22 protein-coding genes are annotated in these 19,334 nt (G+C 35.6%); 13 read left to right on the top strand and 9 right to left on the bottom strand.

Translation table 11 applies throughout. From position 1 onward, the window contains the following. Genes GZ212_RS11315 through GZ212_RS11305 form a run of 3 tightly spaced genes read left to right on the top strand, consistent with a single transcriptional unit; the run spans window position 1 to window position 2,360 of the window. Entirely contained in the window at window positions 1–327 is a 327-nt protein-coding gene (locus GZ212_RS11315) for a septum formation initiator family protein (RefSeq protein WP_053971658.1), read from the top strand. After that, window positions 317–1,681: a methylmalonyl-CoA mutase subunit beta gene (locus GZ212_RS11310; protein WP_370520483.1), complete on the top strand. Its 1,365-nt coding sequence runs from the start codon at window positions 317–319 to the stop codon at window positions 1,679–1,681. The genes GZ212_RS11315 and GZ212_RS11310 overlap by 11 nt, the downstream gene beginning before the upstream one ends. Window positions 1,682–1,691: 10 nt before the next feature. Beyond that, on the top strand, window positions 1,692–2,360 hold the full coding sequence (locus GZ212_RS11305; protein WP_166960244.1) for a hypothetical protein: 669 nt from the start codon (window positions 1,692–1,694) through the stop codon (window positions 2,358–2,360). A 73-nt stretch (window positions 2,361–2,433) separates the two neighbouring features. Here the strand turns inward: GZ212_RS11305 and GZ212_RS11300 are convergent, their stop codons facing one another. After that, complete coding sequence (locus GZ212_RS11300) at window positions 2,434–5,199, bottom strand: pitrilysin family protein (protein WP_166960242.1); 2,766 nt, start codon at window positions 5,197–5,199, stop codon at window positions 2,434–2,436. Window positions 5,200–5,372: 173 nt separating this feature from the next. Between GZ212_RS11300 and GZ212_RS11295 the strand changes: the two genes are divergently transcribed. From GZ212_RS11295 to GZ212_RS11265, 7 genes are all read left to right on the top strand, one after another. Next, window positions 5,373–6,137, top strand: a complete 765-nt coding sequence (locus tag GZ212_RS11295) for a ParA family protein (protein ID WP_053971654.1) — start codon at window positions 5,373–5,375, stop codon at window positions 6,135–6,137. Between the two features lie 3 nt (window positions 6,138–6,140). Beyond that, window positions 6,141–7,040 carry a ParB/RepB/Spo0J family partition protein gene (locus GZ212_RS11290; RefSeq protein WP_166960240.1) on the top strand — a complete coding sequence of 300 codons (900 nt, stop codon included), beginning with the start codon at window positions 6,141–6,143 and terminating at the stop codon, window positions 7,038–7,040. After that, a complete protein-coding gene (locus tag GZ212_RS11285) occupies window positions 7,030–7,653 on the top strand; it encodes a DUF5683 domain-containing protein (RefSeq protein WP_166960237.1) in 624 nt (207 codons plus the stop codon). Before GZ212_RS11290 ends, GZ212_RS11285 begins: the two co-directional genes overlap by 11 nt. Window positions 7,654–7,656: 3 nt before the next feature. Then, a complete protein-coding gene (gene dapB, locus GZ212_RS11280; RefSeq protein ID WP_166960234.1) occupies window positions 7,657–8,358 on the top strand; it encodes a 4-hydroxy-tetrahydrodipicolinate reductase in 702 nt (233 codons plus the stop codon). A gap of 65 nt (window positions 8,359–8,423) precedes the next feature. After that, the gene (gene lepB, locus GZ212_RS11275) at window positions 8,424–10,022 is read left to right on the top strand and encodes a signal peptidase I (RefSeq protein WP_166960231.1); all 1,599 of its coding nucleotides are present in this window, start codon (window positions 8,424–8,426) and stop codon (window positions 10,020–10,022) included. 25 nt (window positions 10,023–10,047) lie between these two features. Next, window positions 10,048–10,671, top strand: coding sequence for a WbqC family protein (locus GZ212_RS11270; protein ID WP_166960228.1), 624 nt, complete (start codon window positions 10,048–10,050; stop codon window positions 10,669–10,671). Next, on the top strand, window positions 10,672–10,983 hold the full coding sequence (locus GZ212_RS11265) for a DUF6122 family protein (RefSeq protein WP_166960225.1): 312 nt from the start codon (window positions 10,672–10,674) through the stop codon (window positions 10,981–10,983). On the opposite strand, the gene GZ212_RS11260 is transcribed toward GZ212_RS11265, so the two are convergent. The 8 genes from GZ212_RS11260 to GZ212_RS11225 all read right to left on the bottom strand — a co-directional run bounded on the left by GZ212_RS11260 (window position 10,966) and on the right by GZ212_RS11225 (window position 17,388). Then, window positions 10,966–11,988: an endonuclease/exonuclease/phosphatase family protein gene (locus GZ212_RS11260; protein ID WP_166960222.1), complete on the bottom strand. Its 1,023-nt coding sequence runs from the start codon at window positions 11,986–11,988 to the stop codon at window positions 10,966–10,968. The two genes, GZ212_RS11265 and GZ212_RS11260, sit on opposite strands and share 18 nt — an antisense overlap. A gap of 14 nt (window positions 11,989–12,002) precedes the next feature. Continuing rightward, window positions 12,003–12,878, bottom strand: a complete 876-nt coding sequence (locus GZ212_RS11255) for a rhomboid family intramembrane serine protease (RefSeq protein ID WP_166960219.1) — start codon at window positions 12,876–12,878, stop codon at window positions 12,003–12,005. Beyond that, window positions 12,875–13,636 (bottom strand): rhomboid family intramembrane serine protease, encoded by a 762-nt coding sequence (locus tag GZ212_RS11250; RefSeq protein ID WP_166960216.1) that lies wholly within the window; start codon window positions 13,634–13,636, stop codon window positions 12,875–12,877. The genes GZ212_RS11255 and GZ212_RS11250 overlap by 4 nt, the downstream gene beginning before the upstream one ends. An 11-nt stretch (window positions 13,637–13,647) precedes the next feature. Next, window positions 13,648–15,516, bottom strand: coding sequence for a DNA mismatch repair endonuclease MutL (gene mutL, locus GZ212_RS11245; RefSeq protein WP_166960213.1), 1,869 nt, complete (start codon window positions 15,514–15,516; stop codon window positions 13,648–13,650). Further along, a complete protein-coding gene (locus GZ212_RS11240) occupies window positions 15,516–15,797 on the bottom strand; it encodes a riboflavin synthase subunit beta (protein ID WP_166960210.1) in 282 nt (93 codons plus the stop codon). Before GZ212_RS11240 ends, mutL begins: the two co-directional genes overlap by 1 nt. Window positions 15,798–15,805: 8 nt before the next feature. Further along, window positions 15,806–16,027, bottom strand: a complete 222-nt coding sequence (locus tag GZ212_RS11235; RefSeq protein ID WP_053971642.1) for a hypothetical protein — start codon at window positions 16,025–16,027, stop codon at window positions 15,806–15,808. A gap of 97 nt (window positions 16,028–16,124) precedes the next feature. Further along, a complete protein-coding gene (gene ribH, locus GZ212_RS11230; RefSeq protein WP_166960207.1) occupies window positions 16,125–16,607 on the bottom strand; it encodes a 6,7-dimethyl-8-ribityllumazine synthase in 483 nt (160 codons plus the stop codon). A gap of 1 nt (window position 16,608) precedes the next feature. After that, a complete protein-coding gene (locus tag GZ212_RS11225; protein WP_053971640.1) occupies window positions 16,609–17,388 on the bottom strand; it encodes a tol-pal system YbgF family protein in 780 nt (259 codons plus the stop codon). A 133-nt stretch (window positions 17,389–17,521) separates the two neighbouring features. Between GZ212_RS11225 and GZ212_RS11220 the strand changes: the two genes are divergently transcribed. Genes GZ212_RS11220 through GZ212_RS11210 form a run of 3 tightly spaced genes read left to right on the top strand, consistent with a single transcriptional unit; the run spans window position 17,522 to window position 19,313 of the window. Further along, window positions 17,522–18,607 carry a DNA replication/repair protein RecF gene (locus tag GZ212_RS11220; protein WP_166960205.1) on the top strand — a complete coding sequence of 362 codons (1,086 nt, stop codon included), beginning with the start codon at window positions 17,522–17,524 and terminating at the stop codon, window positions 18,605–18,607. After that, entirely contained in the window at window positions 18,604–19,017 is a 414-nt protein-coding gene (locus GZ212_RS11215; RefSeq protein WP_166960202.1) for a hypothetical protein, read from the top strand. Before GZ212_RS11220 ends, GZ212_RS11215 begins: the two co-directional genes overlap by 4 nt. Then, entirely contained in the window at window positions 19,017–19,313 is a 297-nt protein-coding gene (locus GZ212_RS11210) for a DUF721 domain-containing protein (RefSeq protein ID WP_053971637.1), read from the top strand. The genes GZ212_RS11215 and GZ212_RS11210 overlap by 1 nt, the downstream gene beginning before the upstream one ends. Window positions 19,314–19,334: the final 21 nt, after the last annotated feature.

The following is a 19,334-nucleotide window of genomic DNA, read 5'->3' as shown; positions in this document are numbered from 1 at the left end:
ATGGGCATTAAAAACAACAAATACCTGAAACCCTTTAGAAACATTTTTGTTTTGATACTCGTTGTATTTGCGGTTTGGATGATTTTCTTCGATGCCAATTCGTTTTTGATTCACTACGAGCTGAATTCAGATATTAATGAACTTGAAAATGAAAAGGAATACTATCAAAATGAAATCAATAAAGACAAAAAGGCTATTAAGGAGCTAAGCACTGAGGAAGGTGTTGAAAAACTGGCTAGGGAAACCTACTATATGAAACGGGAAAACGAAGAAATTTACATCATTGAATACCAGGACAGCCTTGTAAAAACAAAACATGATGAGTAAATCACTTTTTGACGAATTCCCCAATATTTCTTCAAAACAATGGAAGCAAAAGTTACAGTTTGACTTAAAAGGTGCCGACTATAATGACCTTTTAATATGGCATTCCAATGAAGGTATTGACGTCAAACCTTTTTATGTTTCAGAGGATATTGAAAATCTGCCCATCGAAAAATCAGTGGATTGCACACAATGGCAAATATGTGAAACCATCTTTGTAGCAGACGTTGAAAAATCTAACCAGCATGCCATAGCGCTTCTTAGACAGGGAGCAGATACGATCAAATTTATCCTTCCTCAAAAGGATATCGACATTAAGGGACTGCTTGAAGGTATTCCTAAGGAAACGCTTCTTTATTTTGAATTTCAATTTCTTAATCCTGAATTGGTAGCAGAGGTCAAAAAAACCCATCCCAATTCAAACTTAGAAACCGACATCATTGGGAATTTGGCCAGGAGCGGTAATTGGTTCACAAACTTAAAGGATGACCACCAAAAGTTTGAAGCAATTATCAAAAACACCAAACAAATAAGTATTGACGCTGCTTTGTATCAAAATGCTGGAGCCAATATAACCCAGCAATTGGCTTACGCCTTATCACATGCCAATGCCTATTTAGACCATTTGACTTCAAACAGCACGGAAAAAGAAATGAAGGAACTGGAATTCTCCTTTAAAATGACCATTAGTTCCAATTACTTTTTTGAGATTGCCAAACTGAAGGCCATGAGGCTGCTCTGGGAATGTCTATCAAAAGAATATCAAGCAAACAGCTCTTGCCATATTTTTGCACAACCCACAAAAAGAAACAAAACGCTATTTGATTATAATGCCAACATGCTGCGCACCACAACAGAATGCATGAGTGCTATTTTAGGCGGTGCCAATACCATCAACAACTTGGCTTATGATACCGTTTTTAAAAAGGTAAATGATTTTGGAGAGCGCATATCCTTAAACCAATTGTTAGTGCTTAAACATGAAAGCTATCTCGATAAAGTCGTCAATCCTACAGAAGGAGCCTACTACATAGAGACACTCACTAACCAATTAGCCCAAAAAGCCTTGGACATTTTTAAAGATATTGAGGCCGGAGGCGGCTTTTTAACGCAACTTAAAGATGGCGTTATCCAGAAAAAAATTAAGGAAAGTTCCCAAAAAGAACTGGAACAGTTTGACAATAAGGAATTGGTACTGGTAGGAACCAATAAATACATCAACCCTCAGGACCAAATGACCGACCAACTGGAGCTATATCCCTTCTTAAAAATGGCTCCTCGAAAAACCCTTTTAGAACCCATTATTGAAAAAAGAATTTCTGACCCCCAAGAACAAAATAGATTAAAAACCGAATAAAAATTACATTATGAAACACACGATGATTAAAGTATTTGTTATCGCCTTAGGAATAAGCCTGTTTGGTTGTAAAACGGAAACCAAACCAACGCTTGATTATAAATTTGCCCAAGATGGTTCCAGCATAAACTGTCCTAATACAAACACCAAGTTATTTGAAGAGGCTGTATTGAGTTTTGAGGAAGACATTAAAAAATATTTCAATCAGTCAACCAATAATTTACCCAAAGCATACAGCTCCTTTCTTGCTAATGTAAACAATAGAAGAATGGATTATCAAGCTGCTGTTTCACCACATTCTATGGAAGTGTTTGAAGCCCTTAAAGCCGAAGCTGGATTATTTAACGAAGACCACTCGGTGAATTACCAAGCACCTATCTTTGAATGTGTAAGCAACAATTTTTCAGATAAAGATTTCCAAACTACTTTTAAAGCCCTGGTTGCGACCAACAGTATGAGAGCGCCATTAATTGCCGCTCCATTAAGAACAAAAATCAGAAGAGCTCCAAAAGACAGATATTTAGCCACCTTTGTTGCTTTAGATTGGTATTACTCCAAATTATTTGATGTAGATCCTACTCAGGTTACTGAAAAACCGGCCAATGAAAACGAACCCAAAGTAAACCCTACACAACTTAAAAATGCGGAAAGGATTCAATCTTCCCAATCAGAAAAATAAGTCTTAATTTGACTACAATAAAAAAGCCCATCTCAAGAGATGGGCTTTTTATTTCAAATGGTATCAAAATATATTAATCCACTTTTTCTTCTTCCTTTTTGATATCGGCTTTTTCGAAATCTCCAGCATAAACTACAGTCCACTGATCAAATGTCTTGAAGTATTTCTTGATCGCCTTATTAACATCTTTCACGGTTAATTTTTTAACCTTTTCTTCAATGTCTTTTTGGAAATTCATGTCTCTGTCATAATACATATTGTTACTGATTGTGTTAAGCAACTCATTATCTTTCGCTCTTGAGACACTCTCATTTTGAATCCAACCTTCTTTGGCATTCTTCAATTCCTCTTCGGTAATACCTTCATTGATAAATCTAGCAACTTCCTCTTCAAATCCAAGTTTTACCTTAGCTTCATTCTCAGGTGCATAAATAGCATAAACAAATATAGAAGACGATTTATCATCCTTATTGCCATCTACATTAACACTACCTCCTGCTCCATAACTCACACCGTCTTGTTGACGCAATCTCGTAGCGATTCTAGAGTTTAAGAAACCACCACCAAAAATAGCTCCAGCCATTTCCAAGGCTGCAAAATCCTCGTCATATTGACTCGCCTCAAAAGTTAAGGCTCCAACAGTAAAGGCATTTTTCTTATCTGGTGTTAAAATTTCGTCAGTTACAGCTTTGTTTTCGAAATATTTGTCGGCAACTCTTTTGTATTTCAATCCCGATTTAAAATCTTTGAATTGCTCTACAAAATAAGTCTTCAAGAATGCTTCATCCAAATTACCGATAGCTACCACACTAGACCAATCTGATAATCCGTAGAAAGTGTTGTAATACTTCTTAATCTTTTCAATGGTGACATCATTAATAGCCTCGATATTCTCCTCAAGAGACATAGCATACATTGGATGTCCTTTTGGATATTGTTGATTAATTTGCCTCAATTTCATTCCAGCCAAGAAAGTAGGTTCCGTTTTGCTGGATTCAATTCTTGCCAAATCTTGCGTTTTGATTTTGTCAAGTTCTTCTTGCTTAAAATCAGGATCCTTCAACATTTCAACCATTAAGTCCAATGTTGATTTTAGGTTTTCTTCAGTTGAACTTACTCGAGCATAAAGGCGCCCATTACTACCGCTAAAGTTAATAGATGATTTTAATTCACTTAACTTATCTTCAATTTCCTGTCTTGATTTTGAAGTAGTTCCTTTATTCAACATTCTTGCGGTATAACTATCTGCCAATCCTATATTCATTAATTGATCTAAGTTTCCTGCTCTAAGAACGAATGAAAGGTTCACAGTATTTCCACGGTTGTTCTTTTTAATGAATCCATACTCAATACCGTTACTCAAAGTACCTTGTACCAAACGTTGGTTGATATTGTCATAAGATGGGTCAAAAGCCTCTCCTGCATCAAATCCTTCTCTTCCCTTATAGGAAGAAACCAAATCTTCCAGGCCTTCTGTATGTTCTATCTCTACTCTTACTGGTGTTTTGGTTGGAATAAACTTCCCTACTGTTCTATTGGTTTTGATAAAATATCTTTGAATCGCTGCATTTACTTTTTCAACAGTCATCGTTTCAATACGATCACGGTGAATAAATGCCAATCTCCAGTCTCCAGCACCAATAAATTCGCTCATGTAAGTTCCTAAATAAGAAGAGTTTCTACTTATTTGGTCAATTTGCTTTAAAAGATTAGCCTTAGCTCTATTTAATTCCTCCTGACTCACAGGCTTTTGGGAGAAATCATCCAAAACAGTCAATAATGTACTTTCAGCTTCATCCAAAGACTTATCTGATGGCACATTAACATTAAAATAAATAAATCCAGGGTCATGAGTAAACGGACTAAAAGACCAAATTCCTGATGCTTTTTTTCCATCTACTAAAGCCTTATACAAACGCCCAGATGGATTATCAGATAAAATCTGCTCTGCTATGGCAATTGCAGCATAATCTTCATGAGAACCTGCTGGGGTGTGATAAAGTGCAGAAACAATCTGTAAATCCCCTACTCTACTTAGGGTTACATATTTCTCACCATCTTGAGCTGGTTCTACTGTATAAGATTTTCTTACTGGTTCTGCCGGATTTTTAATTCCAGCAAACTTCTCTTCAATCAGTTTTAAGGTTTTATCCTTGTCAAATTTACCAGTAACCATTAAGATGGCGTTATCCGGTCTGTAGTACTTTTTATAAAATGCTTGTAAGTTTTCAATGGGTACACGCTCAATATCAGATTTGTTTCCAATGGTTGAACTTCCATAGTTATGCCATAAATAAGCAGCATCGATTACTTTGTCCATCAATACACCTGAAGGCGAATTCTCTCCACTTTCAAACTCATTTCTTACCACACTAAATTCTGATTCCAAATCTTTTTGGGCAATAAAAGAATTGACCATTCTGTCAGATTCTAAATCTAAAGCCCATTCTAAATTATCTTCAGTAGCATTAAAAGTTTCATAATAATTGGTGCGATCATACCATGTGGTACCATTAGGTCGAGACCCTCTGGTTGTTAATTCTTGAGGAATATCAGTATGATTTGTAGATCCTTTAAATAACATATGCTCCAAAAGGTGAGCCATTCCTTTTTCTCCATAACCCTCATGTCTTGAACCTACCTTATAGGTAATGTTCACCGTAATGGTTTGTGAAGAGTTGTCGGGAAATAATAAGACTTTAAGTCCGTTGTCAAGTTGATACTCTGTGATACCTTCTACGCTCGCCGTTTGCTTTAATTGGGCCTGAGTAGAAAATGAGACAGCCAAAAACAATAAACTGGCTAGCATCATTTTAGATTGATGATAAAATTGATTCATAAATTGTGATTTAAATAGTGGACTAAAGATACAACTTAATACAAAAGTTCCCACAAAGCATTGTTAATATTGCCTTAAAATAAAGCACTTATCAATTAAGATACTGTTAACAACTTACGTTTTCTAAACTGATAAATAATTGTATTTTTACGCTATTAAAACCAAATCGTTTAATGGGCAAAATTATAGCTATTGCTAACCAAAAGGGAGGTGTTGGAAAGACCACTACCTCAGTTAATTTAGCTGCTTCACTAGGAGTTTTAGAAAAGAAAGTGCTTCTTATCGATGCAGACCCTCAAGCCAATGCCACTTCAGGTTTAGGTATTGATGTTGAATCCGTAGAGATTGGAACCTATCAACTTTTAGAGCATACCAACCATGTTAAGGAAGCTATTATTAATACAGACACTCCCAATTTAGATGTCGTTCCAGCACATATCGATCTTGTGGCTATAGAGATCGAGTTGATTGATAAGGATGAAAGAGAATACATGCTAAAAAAGGCTTTGGCAGACATCAAAAATGATTATGATTTTATATTAATTGATTGCGCACCTTCTTTAGGGCTTTTAACGTTGAACGCTTTAACTGCGGCCGACTCTGTAATTATTCCGATTCAATGTGAATATTTTGCATTGGAAGGTTTAGGCAAGCTATTAAATACCATTAAAAGTGTTCAAAAAATACACAATCAAAAGTTGGATATCGAAGGTTTACTATTGACCATGTATGACGCTAGGTTAAGACTTTCAAACCAAGTAGTTGAGGAAGTACAAAAGCATTTTAACGACATGGTTTTTCAAACCATTATTCAACGAAATGTACGCTTAAGTGAGGCCCCAAGTTATGGTGAAAGCATTATAAATTATGATGCAGCAAGCAAAGGCGCTTCAAATTACTTAAGTTTGGCCAAAGAAATCATTACCAAAAACTCCTAATTTATGGCGAAGGCAACGAAGAAACAAGCTTTAGGTAGAGGGTTATCAGCCTTATTAAAAGATCCTGATAACGATATTTCTTCTGCAAAAGATAAAAATGCTGATCAGGTTATAGGAAATATTGTGGAATTGGACATGAATGCCATAGACCTCAATCCTTTTCAACCTAGAACAAATTTTAACGAAGAATCTCTAAAAGAACTTGCATCTTCCATTAGAGAATTAGGTGTTATTCAACCCATAACAGTAAGAAAACTAGACTTCAACAAATACCAGTTGGTATCTGGAGAACGTCGTTTTCGCGCTTCTAAATTATTAGGACTGGAATCTATTCCAGCTTACATCCGAATTGCCAATGACCAAGAATCATTGGAAATGGCGCTTGTTGAAAACATTCAACGTCAAGATTTAGATCCTATAGAGATAGCTCTTTCTTACCAAAGATTGATTGACGAAATCAATTTGACCCAAGAACAAATGAGTGATCGTGTGGGAAAAAAACGTTCTACCATAGCCAATTACCTCAGATTGTTGAAATTGGACCCAATCATCCAAACTGGGATGCGCGATGGTTTCATCAGTATGGGACACGGGAGAGCTTTAATCAACATTGAAGATCAGACAGATCAATTGGATTTATATGAGAAAATTATTACCAAAAAACTATCGGTTAGAGAAACTGAAGCTTTGGTAAGAAACTTTCATTCAGATACTCCCGAGAAGGATCCTATTGATAAAGAAATTCCGAAATATATTAAGAAAGGAATTAAGGAATTCTCAGAATACTTTGGTCATAAAATTAGCGTTAAGGTATCTAATAAAGGAAAAGGAAATATTACCATCCCCTTTCATTCCGAAGAAGACTTTAACCGTATCATGAAACTTGTAAAACGTGACAAGTAGGCTATTCATAATAACAATTCTGTTTTGTATCTCTGTTATTCCAGTTTGTTTTTCTCAAGAAAACGATGAGGAAAAAACAGAAGAGCAGCAAAACGTACGAAAATCCAAATCTTATATTGATACAGAGGATTTAGTGGTGGAGCAAGCGGCAATGGACAAAAAGCCTATTGACCCTTTAGCGCCTTCCAAAGCAGCATTCTATTCAGCCATCTTACCTGGTTTAGGACAAGCTTACAATAAAAAATATTGGAAAATCCCTATTGTATATGCATTCATTGGCGGTGGTCTTTATTTCTATTTTGATAACGATAGAGAATATGACCGTTATAGGGATGCCTATAAAAGCAGACTAGCAGGTTATACTACCGATGAATTTTATGGAGTAGTAACCGATGATGGTCTGGTAAGAGCCCAAAAAACACTAAGACGAAATAAGGAAATTTCCTTGCTGGTTACTTTAGGTTTCTATGTTTTAAATATCATAGAAGCCAATGTAAATGCTCACCTTATGCAGTTTAATGTGGATGATGCATTGACTGTAAGGCCCCACTATAAGATTAATGATTTGAACAACAAAGGAGACGTGGGCCTCACTTTAAATTTTAAATTTTAGATTATGAAAATAGCGCTTCTAGGATATGGCAGAATGGGAAAAGCAATTGAAGCCATTGCCAAACAAAGAGGACACACGATAGTTATAGCCACTTCGGAAGAAGGTGGGTATGATATCACTCAAGCAGATGTTGCCATAGATTTTAGCGTTCCTAATGCAGCCTTTTTTAATATCGCCAATTGTTTAAAGCATGGTGTACCCGTGGTTTCGGGAACTACTGGGTGGCTTCATAACTATGATAAAGCCGTGGCACTTTGCAAAGAAGAAAACGGCGGATTTATTTATGCCTCCAATTTTAGCTTGGGCGTGAACATCTTCTTTGAGCTTAATAGAACATTAGCTAGGTTGATGGGACCGCTTGATGAGTATAAAGTTTCCATGGAAGAAATTCATCATACTCAAAAATTGGATGCTCCTAGCGGAACAGCCATATCTCTTGCCGAAGGCATCATCAAGGAACACCAAAATTATTCAGAGTGGGTATTGGATCAAGACGCACCAAATGCTGTTCCAATTACAGCCAAAAGAATCGAAAATGTGCCCGGTACACACACGGTTACCTATAGCAGTAAAACAGACACCATCGAAATGACGCACACAGCACATAGTAGGGATGGCTTTGCTCTAGGAGCAGTTATTGCCGCCGAATGGTTGGTTGGCAAAAAAGGCGTTTTCACTATGAAAGATGTGTTAAATATTGGTTAACTTCTCTTGGAAAAGTAACAATTTTAACAGTTCTTGCACTAACCAAAAAATAAAAGAAAACAATTATGACTCTTGTACAGTGGTTTATTTTTATCCTAATCATTCAAGTAATTCATGGATTAGGAACCTGGAAATTATATCAAAAAGCAGGTAGGCAAGCTTGGGAAGCATTTATCCCTGTGTACAACGCTGTCATTTTAATGAAAATTATCAACAGACCTTGGTGGTGGACCATTCTTCTGTTCCTTCCAATAGTAAACTTGATCATGTTCCCTGTAATTTGGGTAGAAACTGCCAGAAGTTTTGGAAAAAGCTCTACTACCGATACATGGCTAGCCATTTTAAGTCTCGGTTTTTATAATTACTACCTTAATTATGCGGGTGACAATCTAACTTATATTGAAAATAGGGATTTGCATCCTAAAACAGCAACTGGAGATTGGGTAAGTTCCATCTTATTTGCCATTGTGGCCGCAACCATTGTTCACACCTATTTCATTCAACCTTATACCATTCCAACTTCTTCACTGGAGAAGTCATTATTGGTTGGTGATTTCTTATTTGTGAGTAAATTTCACTACGGCGCTCGTATTCCCATGACTACTCTTGCAGCTCCAATGGTTCATGATACCATACCTGTTTTAGGAACAAAATCATATTTATACAACGATAATGCAAAAGAAGAAAAGACCTCTTTAATCAATAAATTTCAATTGCCTTATCTGCGATTACCCGGATTTCAAAACGTAGAACGCAATGATATAGTTGTTTTCAATTGGCCTGTTGATACTTTGTACAACATGTACAAGCCTGCCAATAGAGCCTATAAAAAACCGATAGACAAAGAAACCAATTACGTAAAACGCTGTGTAGGACTTCCTGGAGATTCTTTGGAGGTACGTAACGGTTATGTATATATTAATGGACAAAAGAACGAATTACCAGACCGAGCCAAATTGCAATTCTCCTATAAAGTAGAAACTAAAAATGGTCCGTTTGATAATTACGAACTGTCTAAACGATATGGCATCACTGATTTCCCTCATTACAATCAAAATTACACGGTGTGTTATTTCCCTGGTATCACTAATGAAACCGTCGAGAAATTTAAGAACCACCCTAATGTTGCCAAAATAGAACCTTTGATGCGTGAAAAAGGGGAGCGTGAAGGCAGTGTGTTCCCACATGATCCAGCCTATAATTGGAATAATGACTTCTTTGGTCCTTTATACATCCCTAAGGCTGGTGCCACTATTGAGTTAAACACTGATGTTTTGCCTCTTTACAAAAGATTGATTACTGAGTATGAAAACAATGAATTGCAGGTTAAAGGCAATCAAATCTTTATAAACGGACAACAAACTTCGACCTATACATTTAAACAAGACTATTACTGGATGATGGGTGATAACCGTCATAACTCACAAGACGCTCGTTCTTGGGGTTATGTTCCTATGGATCATATCGTTGGTAAACCCGTCTTTATTTGGATGAGTTATAACCAACATGGTAAAGGTATTGGAGAAAAAATAAGATGGGATCGTTTGTTTACAACCGTAAATGGCAGTGGGAAACCAACCTCCTACTTCATTCCATTCCTAATTTTGATGGTTGTAGGTTACGGATTTAACAAATTCAGAAAAAGAAAAAAGGAACAGGCATAGGTACTACTAATTCCTTTATTAAGACATGAAGGTTCTCTTACATCCAACCTATTTTCCAAACATAGCGCATTTTTCGGCTATGATTCAAGCCGATAAGGTTCTATGGGAAATGGAGGATAATTTTGAAAAACAAACTTTAAGAAGCCGAACATATATTTATGCTGCTAATGGGCCTTTGCTATTAAATATTCCAGTGTGGCATTCTCAAAAAGAACGGAAAAAATACAAGTCAGTTCAAATGGTCATGGATCAAGAAAACTGGCAGCTCAACCACTGGAAATCCTTGCAATCAGCCTATCAAACATCTCCATTTTTTGAGTTTTATGAGGATGAGTTGAAACCTCTTTTTTTTGAGAAAGTAGACAATCTAATGGATTTTAATTTTAAATGCATTGATACTGTTTGTGATTGTTTGCAATTGGATTTGGACTTCCAGAAAACAGAAATCTATGATAAATCTCCTATAGACGTTTTGGATTTTCGATCGCTGGTAAATGTCAAACACAAGTTTTCAAATGCCTTGGAGCATTACACCCAAGTCTTTGAAAGCAAACACGGTTTTATTGAAAACCTGAGTATTTTAGATTTACTTTTTAATGAAGGTCCTAACAGTTTAAATTATTTGGAATCCCAAAGAATATCATTCTAAATGCAGGGTTTCATTCATTACGGTTGCCATTTTATTCTTCCCCTATTTGTAGCCCTTTTTGGTTTTAGAGCTCATTGGGTCAAAGCCTATTTCATAATGATTGCTGCATTTTTAGTTGACTTGGATCACCTATTGGCGACTCCCATATTTGATCCCAATAGATGTAGTATTAACTTTCACCCCCTTCATACGTATTGGGCCATAGCTGTTTATTTCCTTATGCTTATCCCCAAAAAAACAAGACTGGTGGCGCTGGGTTTAATCATCCATATGCTATCAGATGGTGTGGATTGTTTACTCTCCCAATTTTAATCTAGCCATGATAGGGTAATGGTCTGAGTAGTTTTCATCAAAAGTTTTAAAGGATTCTACTTCAAAGGATTGATCATTTAGTATAAAATCAATCCGAATGGGAAAAAATTTAAAATTATAGGTTCGTCCAAAACCATTTCCTTCTTCTGTAAAAGCATCCTTTAAATCTCCCTTAATATTTCTATAAACAAAGGAGAAAGCTGTATTATTGAAATCGCCACATACAATCATTTTATAAGGACAACTAGCCTTGTGCTTTAAAAATAATTCAGCTTGAGACTGTTGCATCTTGAACGTATTCCCTACATGCCCAAATAATTTTTCAGAATCCTCCTTTTTAAGGTGATCGATATTCGGATCTATCCCCAAGGATTGTAAGTGTAAATTATATATCCTGACAGTATCTTCACCCTTTACCACATCAGCATAAATCGCATTGTTAAAGGTGTTTGGAAATTCTATAGACCCTGAATTAATAATGGGATATTTCGAAAAAATAACCTGACCGTATTTGACACGTTGACCAGATACATTTTCAAACTTATATTTATAAAAAGACAAATCGATACTTTTGTGTGGATGGTATTCCTGAATACTCAAAATGTCAGGGCTTTTATCCTTGATAAATGAGACAATATCGTTTTCCACTCCTTTTCTGGGAATCCATTCATATACATTGAAAAGGCGTACATTATAATTCATGACTGATAAGTCAGATGATGTCACTTCCTCTTCAGAAGATATTTTATACAGACCTCCTAAGAAAAAATAGCCAACCATTAAGACCAAGAGGGATAAAAGCAACTGCTTTTTAAGCTTGACTAACCAATAAAATAAAAAAATCACATTAACCATTATCAATAAGGGAACTCCTAGGCTCAACACAGATAATATGGCGAATGTTTTGGGTGGCAGGTATGGAAGTATGTAAGATAGTAAGAGAGCAAAGGCCAAAAGCGCATTTAAGAAATAGATAAGTTTATCAAACCACTTGAGTCCTTTCATAAGGGGAAAGTTAATTATTTACCTGCTCTAAACAAAAAATCTTTTTCCTCCTTCGTTAAACTATCATAACCACTTTTACTAATCTTATCCAAAATGACATCGATTTTCTTTTGGGTATTGAATTCACTGAATTCCTCCTTTGAATATCCTGCCATTTTTTCCTTTCTTCCTCTGGTTTTATGAACGGTTCGCAAGGGAGACTTTTCCTTTTTTGAAAATAAACTAGACAGAGAGTCCATCATTTTTTCAAACCCCTTCCCTATATCATTGCCTTTACGAAGTTGTACGGCATAACCATACCCTAAAATCGCACCTCCCAAATGAGCTAGATTCCCTCCTGAATTGGCTCCGAAAAGCCCAAGGATATCTATAGCAACCACGGCCACTCCAATATGCCATAGCTTGATTTTAAAGGTAAACATACGAACATCCATAAATGGCGAATAGGCACAGATAAAAATCAATAAGGCTCTTACTGCCGCAGATGCACCAACTAATCGGCTAGGTCCCGAAAAGAAAGAAGGTATCACATTATATCCCAACAAATAAAGCAACCCACCAGATATGGCCCCCAAAAAATAGACGTTCATTCCTAGTTTGACATTGAAAAGAGTCAAGAACATTTTACCCACAAAATACAGCCAAAGCATATTGAATAGGATATGAAAGAAATCATAATGTAAAAAAGAGTAGGTAACTAGCGTCCATGGTTTGATAAGGAAACTGTAGAAATCACTTGGCAATTCCAACCAATCCAAAATCATAAAACGACCAACTAGTGCCCTTAAAATGGTTACAATAAAAAAAACGAACACATTAACAGCAATCAATTTTTCTAGGCCGTTAAGGTTTTTTAACTTACTGGATATGTCTTGATTTAAGGATGTCATAGATCCCATCTATTATTATTAAACTGATTCTTTCTCCAATACCACATAATGAAAAACCCAACCAACGCTCCACCCACGTGAGCCATATAAGCCGTATTACTTGGGCTAAAGAACGAATTACCGCTTAAAGCCGAAATTAGGTCCAATAGGATGATTCCTGGAATAAAATACTTGGCTTTAATTGGGATAGGCAAAAAGATCATCATCAACTTAGCTTCAGGATATAAAACTCCGAAAGCTGCTAAAATCCCCATGATACAGCCTGAGGCTCCCACAAGCCTTCCATAAAAAATATTATTTAAACTATCTAGGTTATCTGGACCAATAATTGGGTTAACCACACTTTTATTCAAGCCTCCGGAATTTAAAGCAGCAACTATTTCTTTCATAGTATACCCATGCTCCACGAGAGGAGAAATCAAATTATTGAACTGAAAATAGGAATAGCCTACTTGTAAAATAACAGCTCCCAATCCGGCGGAAAAATAAACAAATAAAAACTTTTTGCTTCCCAGACGCTGTTCTACAGGTGTACCAAACATCCACAAAGCAAACATATTAAACAAAATATGGGTTACACCTCCATGCATAAACATATGAGTAATAATTTGCCAAGGCTCAAACCAATTATTTTTCGGAAAAAACATTGAAAACCACCTGTTAAACAACATACCATCTCCAACGATAATTGTTCCTATAAACATGACCACATTAATGATCAGTAAATGCTTGACGGTTTCTGAAATTCTTAAATTCATTTGTTTGTATTCTAAATAAACTTTTTGTCCAACTCTTCCATACTCATAGTCACGAAAGTTGGTCTATTATTAGGGGTCATATTAGGTTCTTTACACCCAAACAACCTATTTACCAAATGTTCCTGTTCTTCTATTGATAAAGATTGTCCTGTTTTGACCGATAAACTTTTAGCCATGGATTTGGCCAACAAATCGGCTGCACTAAAGCAACTGTCTGGAATATCATTTTCAATATCACTAATTATCTGCTCCAAAATAATAGTCACCTCACTAGATGGCACATTCACAGGAACCCCAGAAATTTCTATTCTATCTACTTCAAAATTAGAAAAGATAAAACCAGCATATTCCAAATCTTCACGAACTTGCTTAATAATCTCAATTTCCTGAGGTGTAAAATGCAATTCTACTGGAAACAACAATTGCTGGCTGACACTCTCTTTAACGGTAATATTCTGAAGAAAATCTTCATATAAAACCCTTTGGTGTGCCTTATTTTGATCTATCAATAACATTCCCGATTTGATAGGACTTACTATATACTTGTTATGTAATTGATAAGTAGCATACACCTTATCAACATGCGACACCTCATCAAAAACTGAAAGGGTTTGCTCTTCACTTTCAAATCGTATTTCAGTAAACTCTTTAGAAGGCTCTCCTTCTGCATCTTCATCTTTTAAACCTACATACAAACTTTCCCAATCATTGGGAGTCTGTTTTCGTGAGAAGGTAGTTTGGGTTTGCTTACTACTAATTTTACTGGAGCTGGAAGCAAAGGGGTTAAAATTACTATCCACTTCAATACGAGGTGTATTCACTTCCTTGTTCTGATAGTTATAAGGGGTATCCAAATTGGAATCCCTTTCAAAATCTAAAATAGGAGCTACATTAAATTGTCCCAAGCTATGTTTTACCGAGGCTCTTAAAATGGCATATAATGTGTGCTCATCATCAAACTTGATCTCCGTTTTGGTGGGATGAATATTAATATCTATCGATTTGGGGTCAACTTGAAGAAATAAAAAGTAACTGGCATGATGCCCGTCTTTTAACAATCCTTCAAAAGCCGAGGAAATAGCATGATTTAAGTAATTGCTTTTAATAAAGCGATCATTCACAAAAAAGAATTGCTCACCTCTGGTTTTTTTTGAAAACTCCGGTTTCCCAACAAAACCATCAATTTTTAAGACTTCGGTTTCTTCATTTACAGGCACCAATTTCTCATTGGTCTTACTTCCAAAGATATTGACTACCCGCTGCCTAAAATTACTGGAAGGCAAATTGAAGACCTCACTACCATTATGAATAAGAACAAATTTTATTTGCGGATGAGGCAATGCCACCCGATGGAATTCATCAATTACATGACGTAACTCCACCTGATTGGATTTTAAAAAATTTCGTCTGGCAGGAATGTTATAAAAAAGGTTTTTAACAGCAATGGACGTTCCATCAGGAGTAACAATAACCTCTTGGGAAACTACTTCACTTCCTTCTATAATTAAATGGATTCCCAAATCATTGGAATCCTGCTTTGTTTTCATTTCTACATGAGCGATAGCCGCAATACTGGCCAGGGCCTCTCCTCGAAATCCTTTGGTGTGTAATTGAAATAAATCTTCAGCAGAGCGAATTTTAGAAGTAGCATGACGCTCAAAACTCAACCTAGCATCGGTAGCACTCATACCGCAGCCATCATCAATGACTTGAATCAAAGTTTTACCTGCGTCTTTTATGACCAGTTTTATTGTAGAAGCACCAGCATCTATAGCATTTTCCATCAATTCCTTAACAACGGATGAAGGTCTTTGAACAACTTCACCTGCTGCTATTTGATTGGCAACATGATCTGGTAATAACTGAATGATATCTGCCATTAGCTTTTAAAGAAAATTGACAAATCAAACTCTATGAAAATAAGGAAGAGTAAAATAAGGATACCGATTATAATTAAAACGCGTTTGTTCGCTTTTTCATCAACGTTGTTTTTGTAATCATCCAAGGCATCGTTGAATTTACCTTTAATACCACCTGCATTACCAACAGTCTTTCTATATTCATCAAACTTATGCTTAATCTCAAAGGGATTACCTTCCCCTTGATAATGTCGAGGTGTGTAACTAAATTTCTTATTCTTTCTTTGCTTGAAAATACCCATAACGCTGATTATTCATAACGACTTAGAACAAACCAAAGAATCAAAATCATAGCCAAAAACAAGACTAGCATAGGGAGTGAAAAAATTTTACTCGCCTTTTGCTGTCTCAGTTTGCTCTCTTCGGCCCAATGAAATTCAAATTTGGGTTTGTTTTCCGAAGCAGATTCTTTGTCAGTATTAAATCTTGATTTATAATTGAACTGTTTGTTCTTTCGTTGTCCAAAAAGCATACCAAAGCTTCCTTTGTTTAACCTCAAAGTTACTTAAAATACGAAGAAATAAAGAGTGGGTTGTGCCAAAAATTGTTAACAGTACAGGGAAAGGATTTTATGCTTCCTTCCTTAGTTGTGCCATTTTTATGGCTGCAATGGCAGCTTCAGTTCCTTTATTACCATGTTTTCCTCCAGAACGATCAATGGCTTGTTGCATGGTATTGTCTGTTAAAACACAGAAAATGACCGGAGTTTCATGCAGTACATTTAAATCCTTAATTCCTTGCGAAACGGCTTCACATACAAAATCGAAATGTTTAGTTTCACCTTGAATCACACTACCTATAGCGATGACAGCATCTACATAAGGTTGCATTTTTTTACAGCCATAAATCAATTCAAAACTTCCCGGAACATCCCATTTAATAATGTTTTCTTCCAAGACACCGTTTTCTTTTAAGGCCTCGATAGCACCTTCACAAAGCGGAATCGTTATAGAATCGTTCCATTCTGAAACAACAATCCCAAACCGAAATTGCTTCGCGTCTGGGATTGTTTCTTTATCGTAAACTGATAAATTTTTATTAGCTGTTGCCATATTATTTTTTAGCCAATACTGTTGCTTTCCCTATCAACACATCTACATTAGCAGCTTGTGATGAAGATGGGTAGTTTTCTTTTATTTGATTGAAATAAGTCAAAGCCTTATCCATTTCTCCAAGTTCCATGGCAGTAGTTCCTGCTTTTAACAAAAACATAGGAGTTGTAAACTCATTGGTTTTAATTTTTGCAGCTTGCTCATAATAACCTAAGGCATCTTTAGCTTGGTTTAATTGAATAAAAGCATCTCCAATTCCACCTTTAGCCATAGCGGATAAAACTTGATCATCACTACTAAAATCACTCAAATAAGAAACGGCATTTTTGTAGTCCTTCAAATTTAAGTAAGCCATACCAGCATAATAGTTTGCTAAGTTTCCTGCAGAGGTACCACTATATTCAGAAGCGATGTCCACCATTCCCATTTTACCATTACCACCGTTAAGTGCTAAAGTGTAAAGTGAATCTTTTTCGGTACCAGTTACCGCCTCATTGAAATATTTTTTTGCTTGAAACATCTCATTCATAGCCTCCGTTTGTTGGGGTTTGGCTAAAAATTCATTGTAACCTAAATACCCTAATACAACCACAGCTACAACGCCAATGATTCCAAAAATATACTTTTGGTTAGCTATAACCCAATCTTCTGTTTTTGATGCAGACTCATCTAAGGTATTAAATACCTCCTCAGTAGTTGAGTGACCATCAATTACTTCCTCTACTTCTTCCTTCTCTTTCTTTGTTTTAGGTTTATAGCCTCTTTTTTTGTACGTCGCCATATGTTCATTATTAATGCGCCGCAAAAATATAATTTTTCTTAAAAAATAAAAGCCTTATTATTTGATTATTTTCAATAATTTGCACATCTTTTTGATATAATATTCAGCATATACCTTTTATTTTTTTAACTCTATGGTTTTAAAGTCATTGACATTAACCAATTACAAGAATTTCGACAGTCAAACATTTGATTTTAATGATAAGATTAACTGCTTTGTTGGAAATAATGGTGTTGGCAAAACAAATGTCCTAGATGCTATATATCATTTATCCTTCGGAAAAAGTTATTTCAACCCAGTATCTTCACAAAACATTAAACATGACGAATCGTTTTTTGCAATTTCGGGAGATTACAATAAAAATGATGAAGCAGAAAAAATCATTGTAAGCTTAAAAAAGGGACAGAAAAAAGTAATCAAAAGAAACGGGAAACCCTATGACAAGTTTAGTGACCACATCGGTTTTTTGCCATTGGTCATTATCTCTCCAGCGGACAGGGATTTAATTATTGAGGGAAGTGCCACACGAAGAAGCTTTTTAGACAGTGTTATTTCACAAAGCGACAAAGCCTATCTTACAAACCTTATTAAATACAACAAGGTTTTATCTCAAAGAAATTCCTTGCTGAAGTATTTTGCACTAAACAATACGTTCAACAAAGACACGCTTGAAGTATATAATTTTCAACTCAACGAATTGGGACATGCTGTTTTTGAAAAGCGAAAGGAATTCATCAAAGTTTTCATTCCTATTTTTAAATCCAGATACCAAGCTATCAGCAATGGAAATGAAGAGGTGGAGATTGTTTATTCTAGTGACTTACAGGAAAAAACCTTAGACCATTTATTACAAGAAAATTTAAATAAAGATAAAGCACTACAATATACGAGTGTTGGGATTCACAAAGATGACCTCATTTTTGAAATTGAAGGACATCCCATTAAGAAATTTGGAAGTCAAGGTCAACAAAAATCCCTTTTGATAGCTTTAAAATTAGCTCAATTTGATTTCATCAAAAGGCAAAGTGGAGAAATACCAATTCTCTTACTCGATGACATTTTTGATAAATTGGATGAGCAACGTGTATCTCAAATAATTAAATTGGTAGATGATGAAAATTTTGGACAACTTTTTATTAGTGATACCCATGCAGATCGAACTGAACAAGTTGTTAAACAAGTTCACCAATCTTATGAAATATTCAAATTAGGCTCATGAAAAAAACAGCTTCTCTTTTACTTCTCATTGTTTTCTTCAACTGTAAGGAAAAAAATGTTGATTTAATGCAATTAAACGGATATTGGGAAATTGAAGAAGTTCAATTACCTGATGGATCTCAAAGGGACTACACGTACAACAATACCATTGATTATATAGAATTAACAGATTCCGTAAACGGGATAAGAGAAAAACTCAAGCCAAAAATTGATGGAGATTTTGAAGGATCCAACCTAAAAGAATCCTTTGAAGTTAGAAAAGAAAATGATAGTTTAAACCTCTATTACAAAACACCTTATAGTCAATGGAAAGAAACCATATTGATGCTAAATGAGGAGTACTTAAAAGTCATCAACCAAAACCAAATAATCTATACATACAAACATTACCAACCTTTAATTTTAGATTAATGAGCAAAAGGCACACCGAACATCTCAAACTATCGGACGTTCTTAAGGAATTTGTAGAGGTAAACCATCTAGATAAAGGCCTAGACCAGGTTAATATTAGGGATGCTTGGAAAGAAATGATGGGTAATGGGGTAAATAACTATACAACAAACATTACCGTTAAAGGAAAAACCCTATATGTTCAACTGAGTTCGAGTACGCTTAGGGAAGAACTCAGCTACGGAAAATCCAAAATTATTAGCATGCTCAATGAGCACCTTGAAAAGGAACTTATCGATGAATTGATTTTGAGGTAAAAAAAAAGCTTGTATTAAATA

It is taken from the genome of Mangrovimonas sp. CR14 (assembly GCF_011764015.1).
Taxonomy (GTDB): Bacteria; Bacteroidota; Bacteroidia; order Flavobacteriales; family Flavobacteriaceae; genus Mangrovimonas; species Mangrovimonas futianensis.
This window is presented reverse-complemented; position numbering and strand designations above follow the sequence as displayed.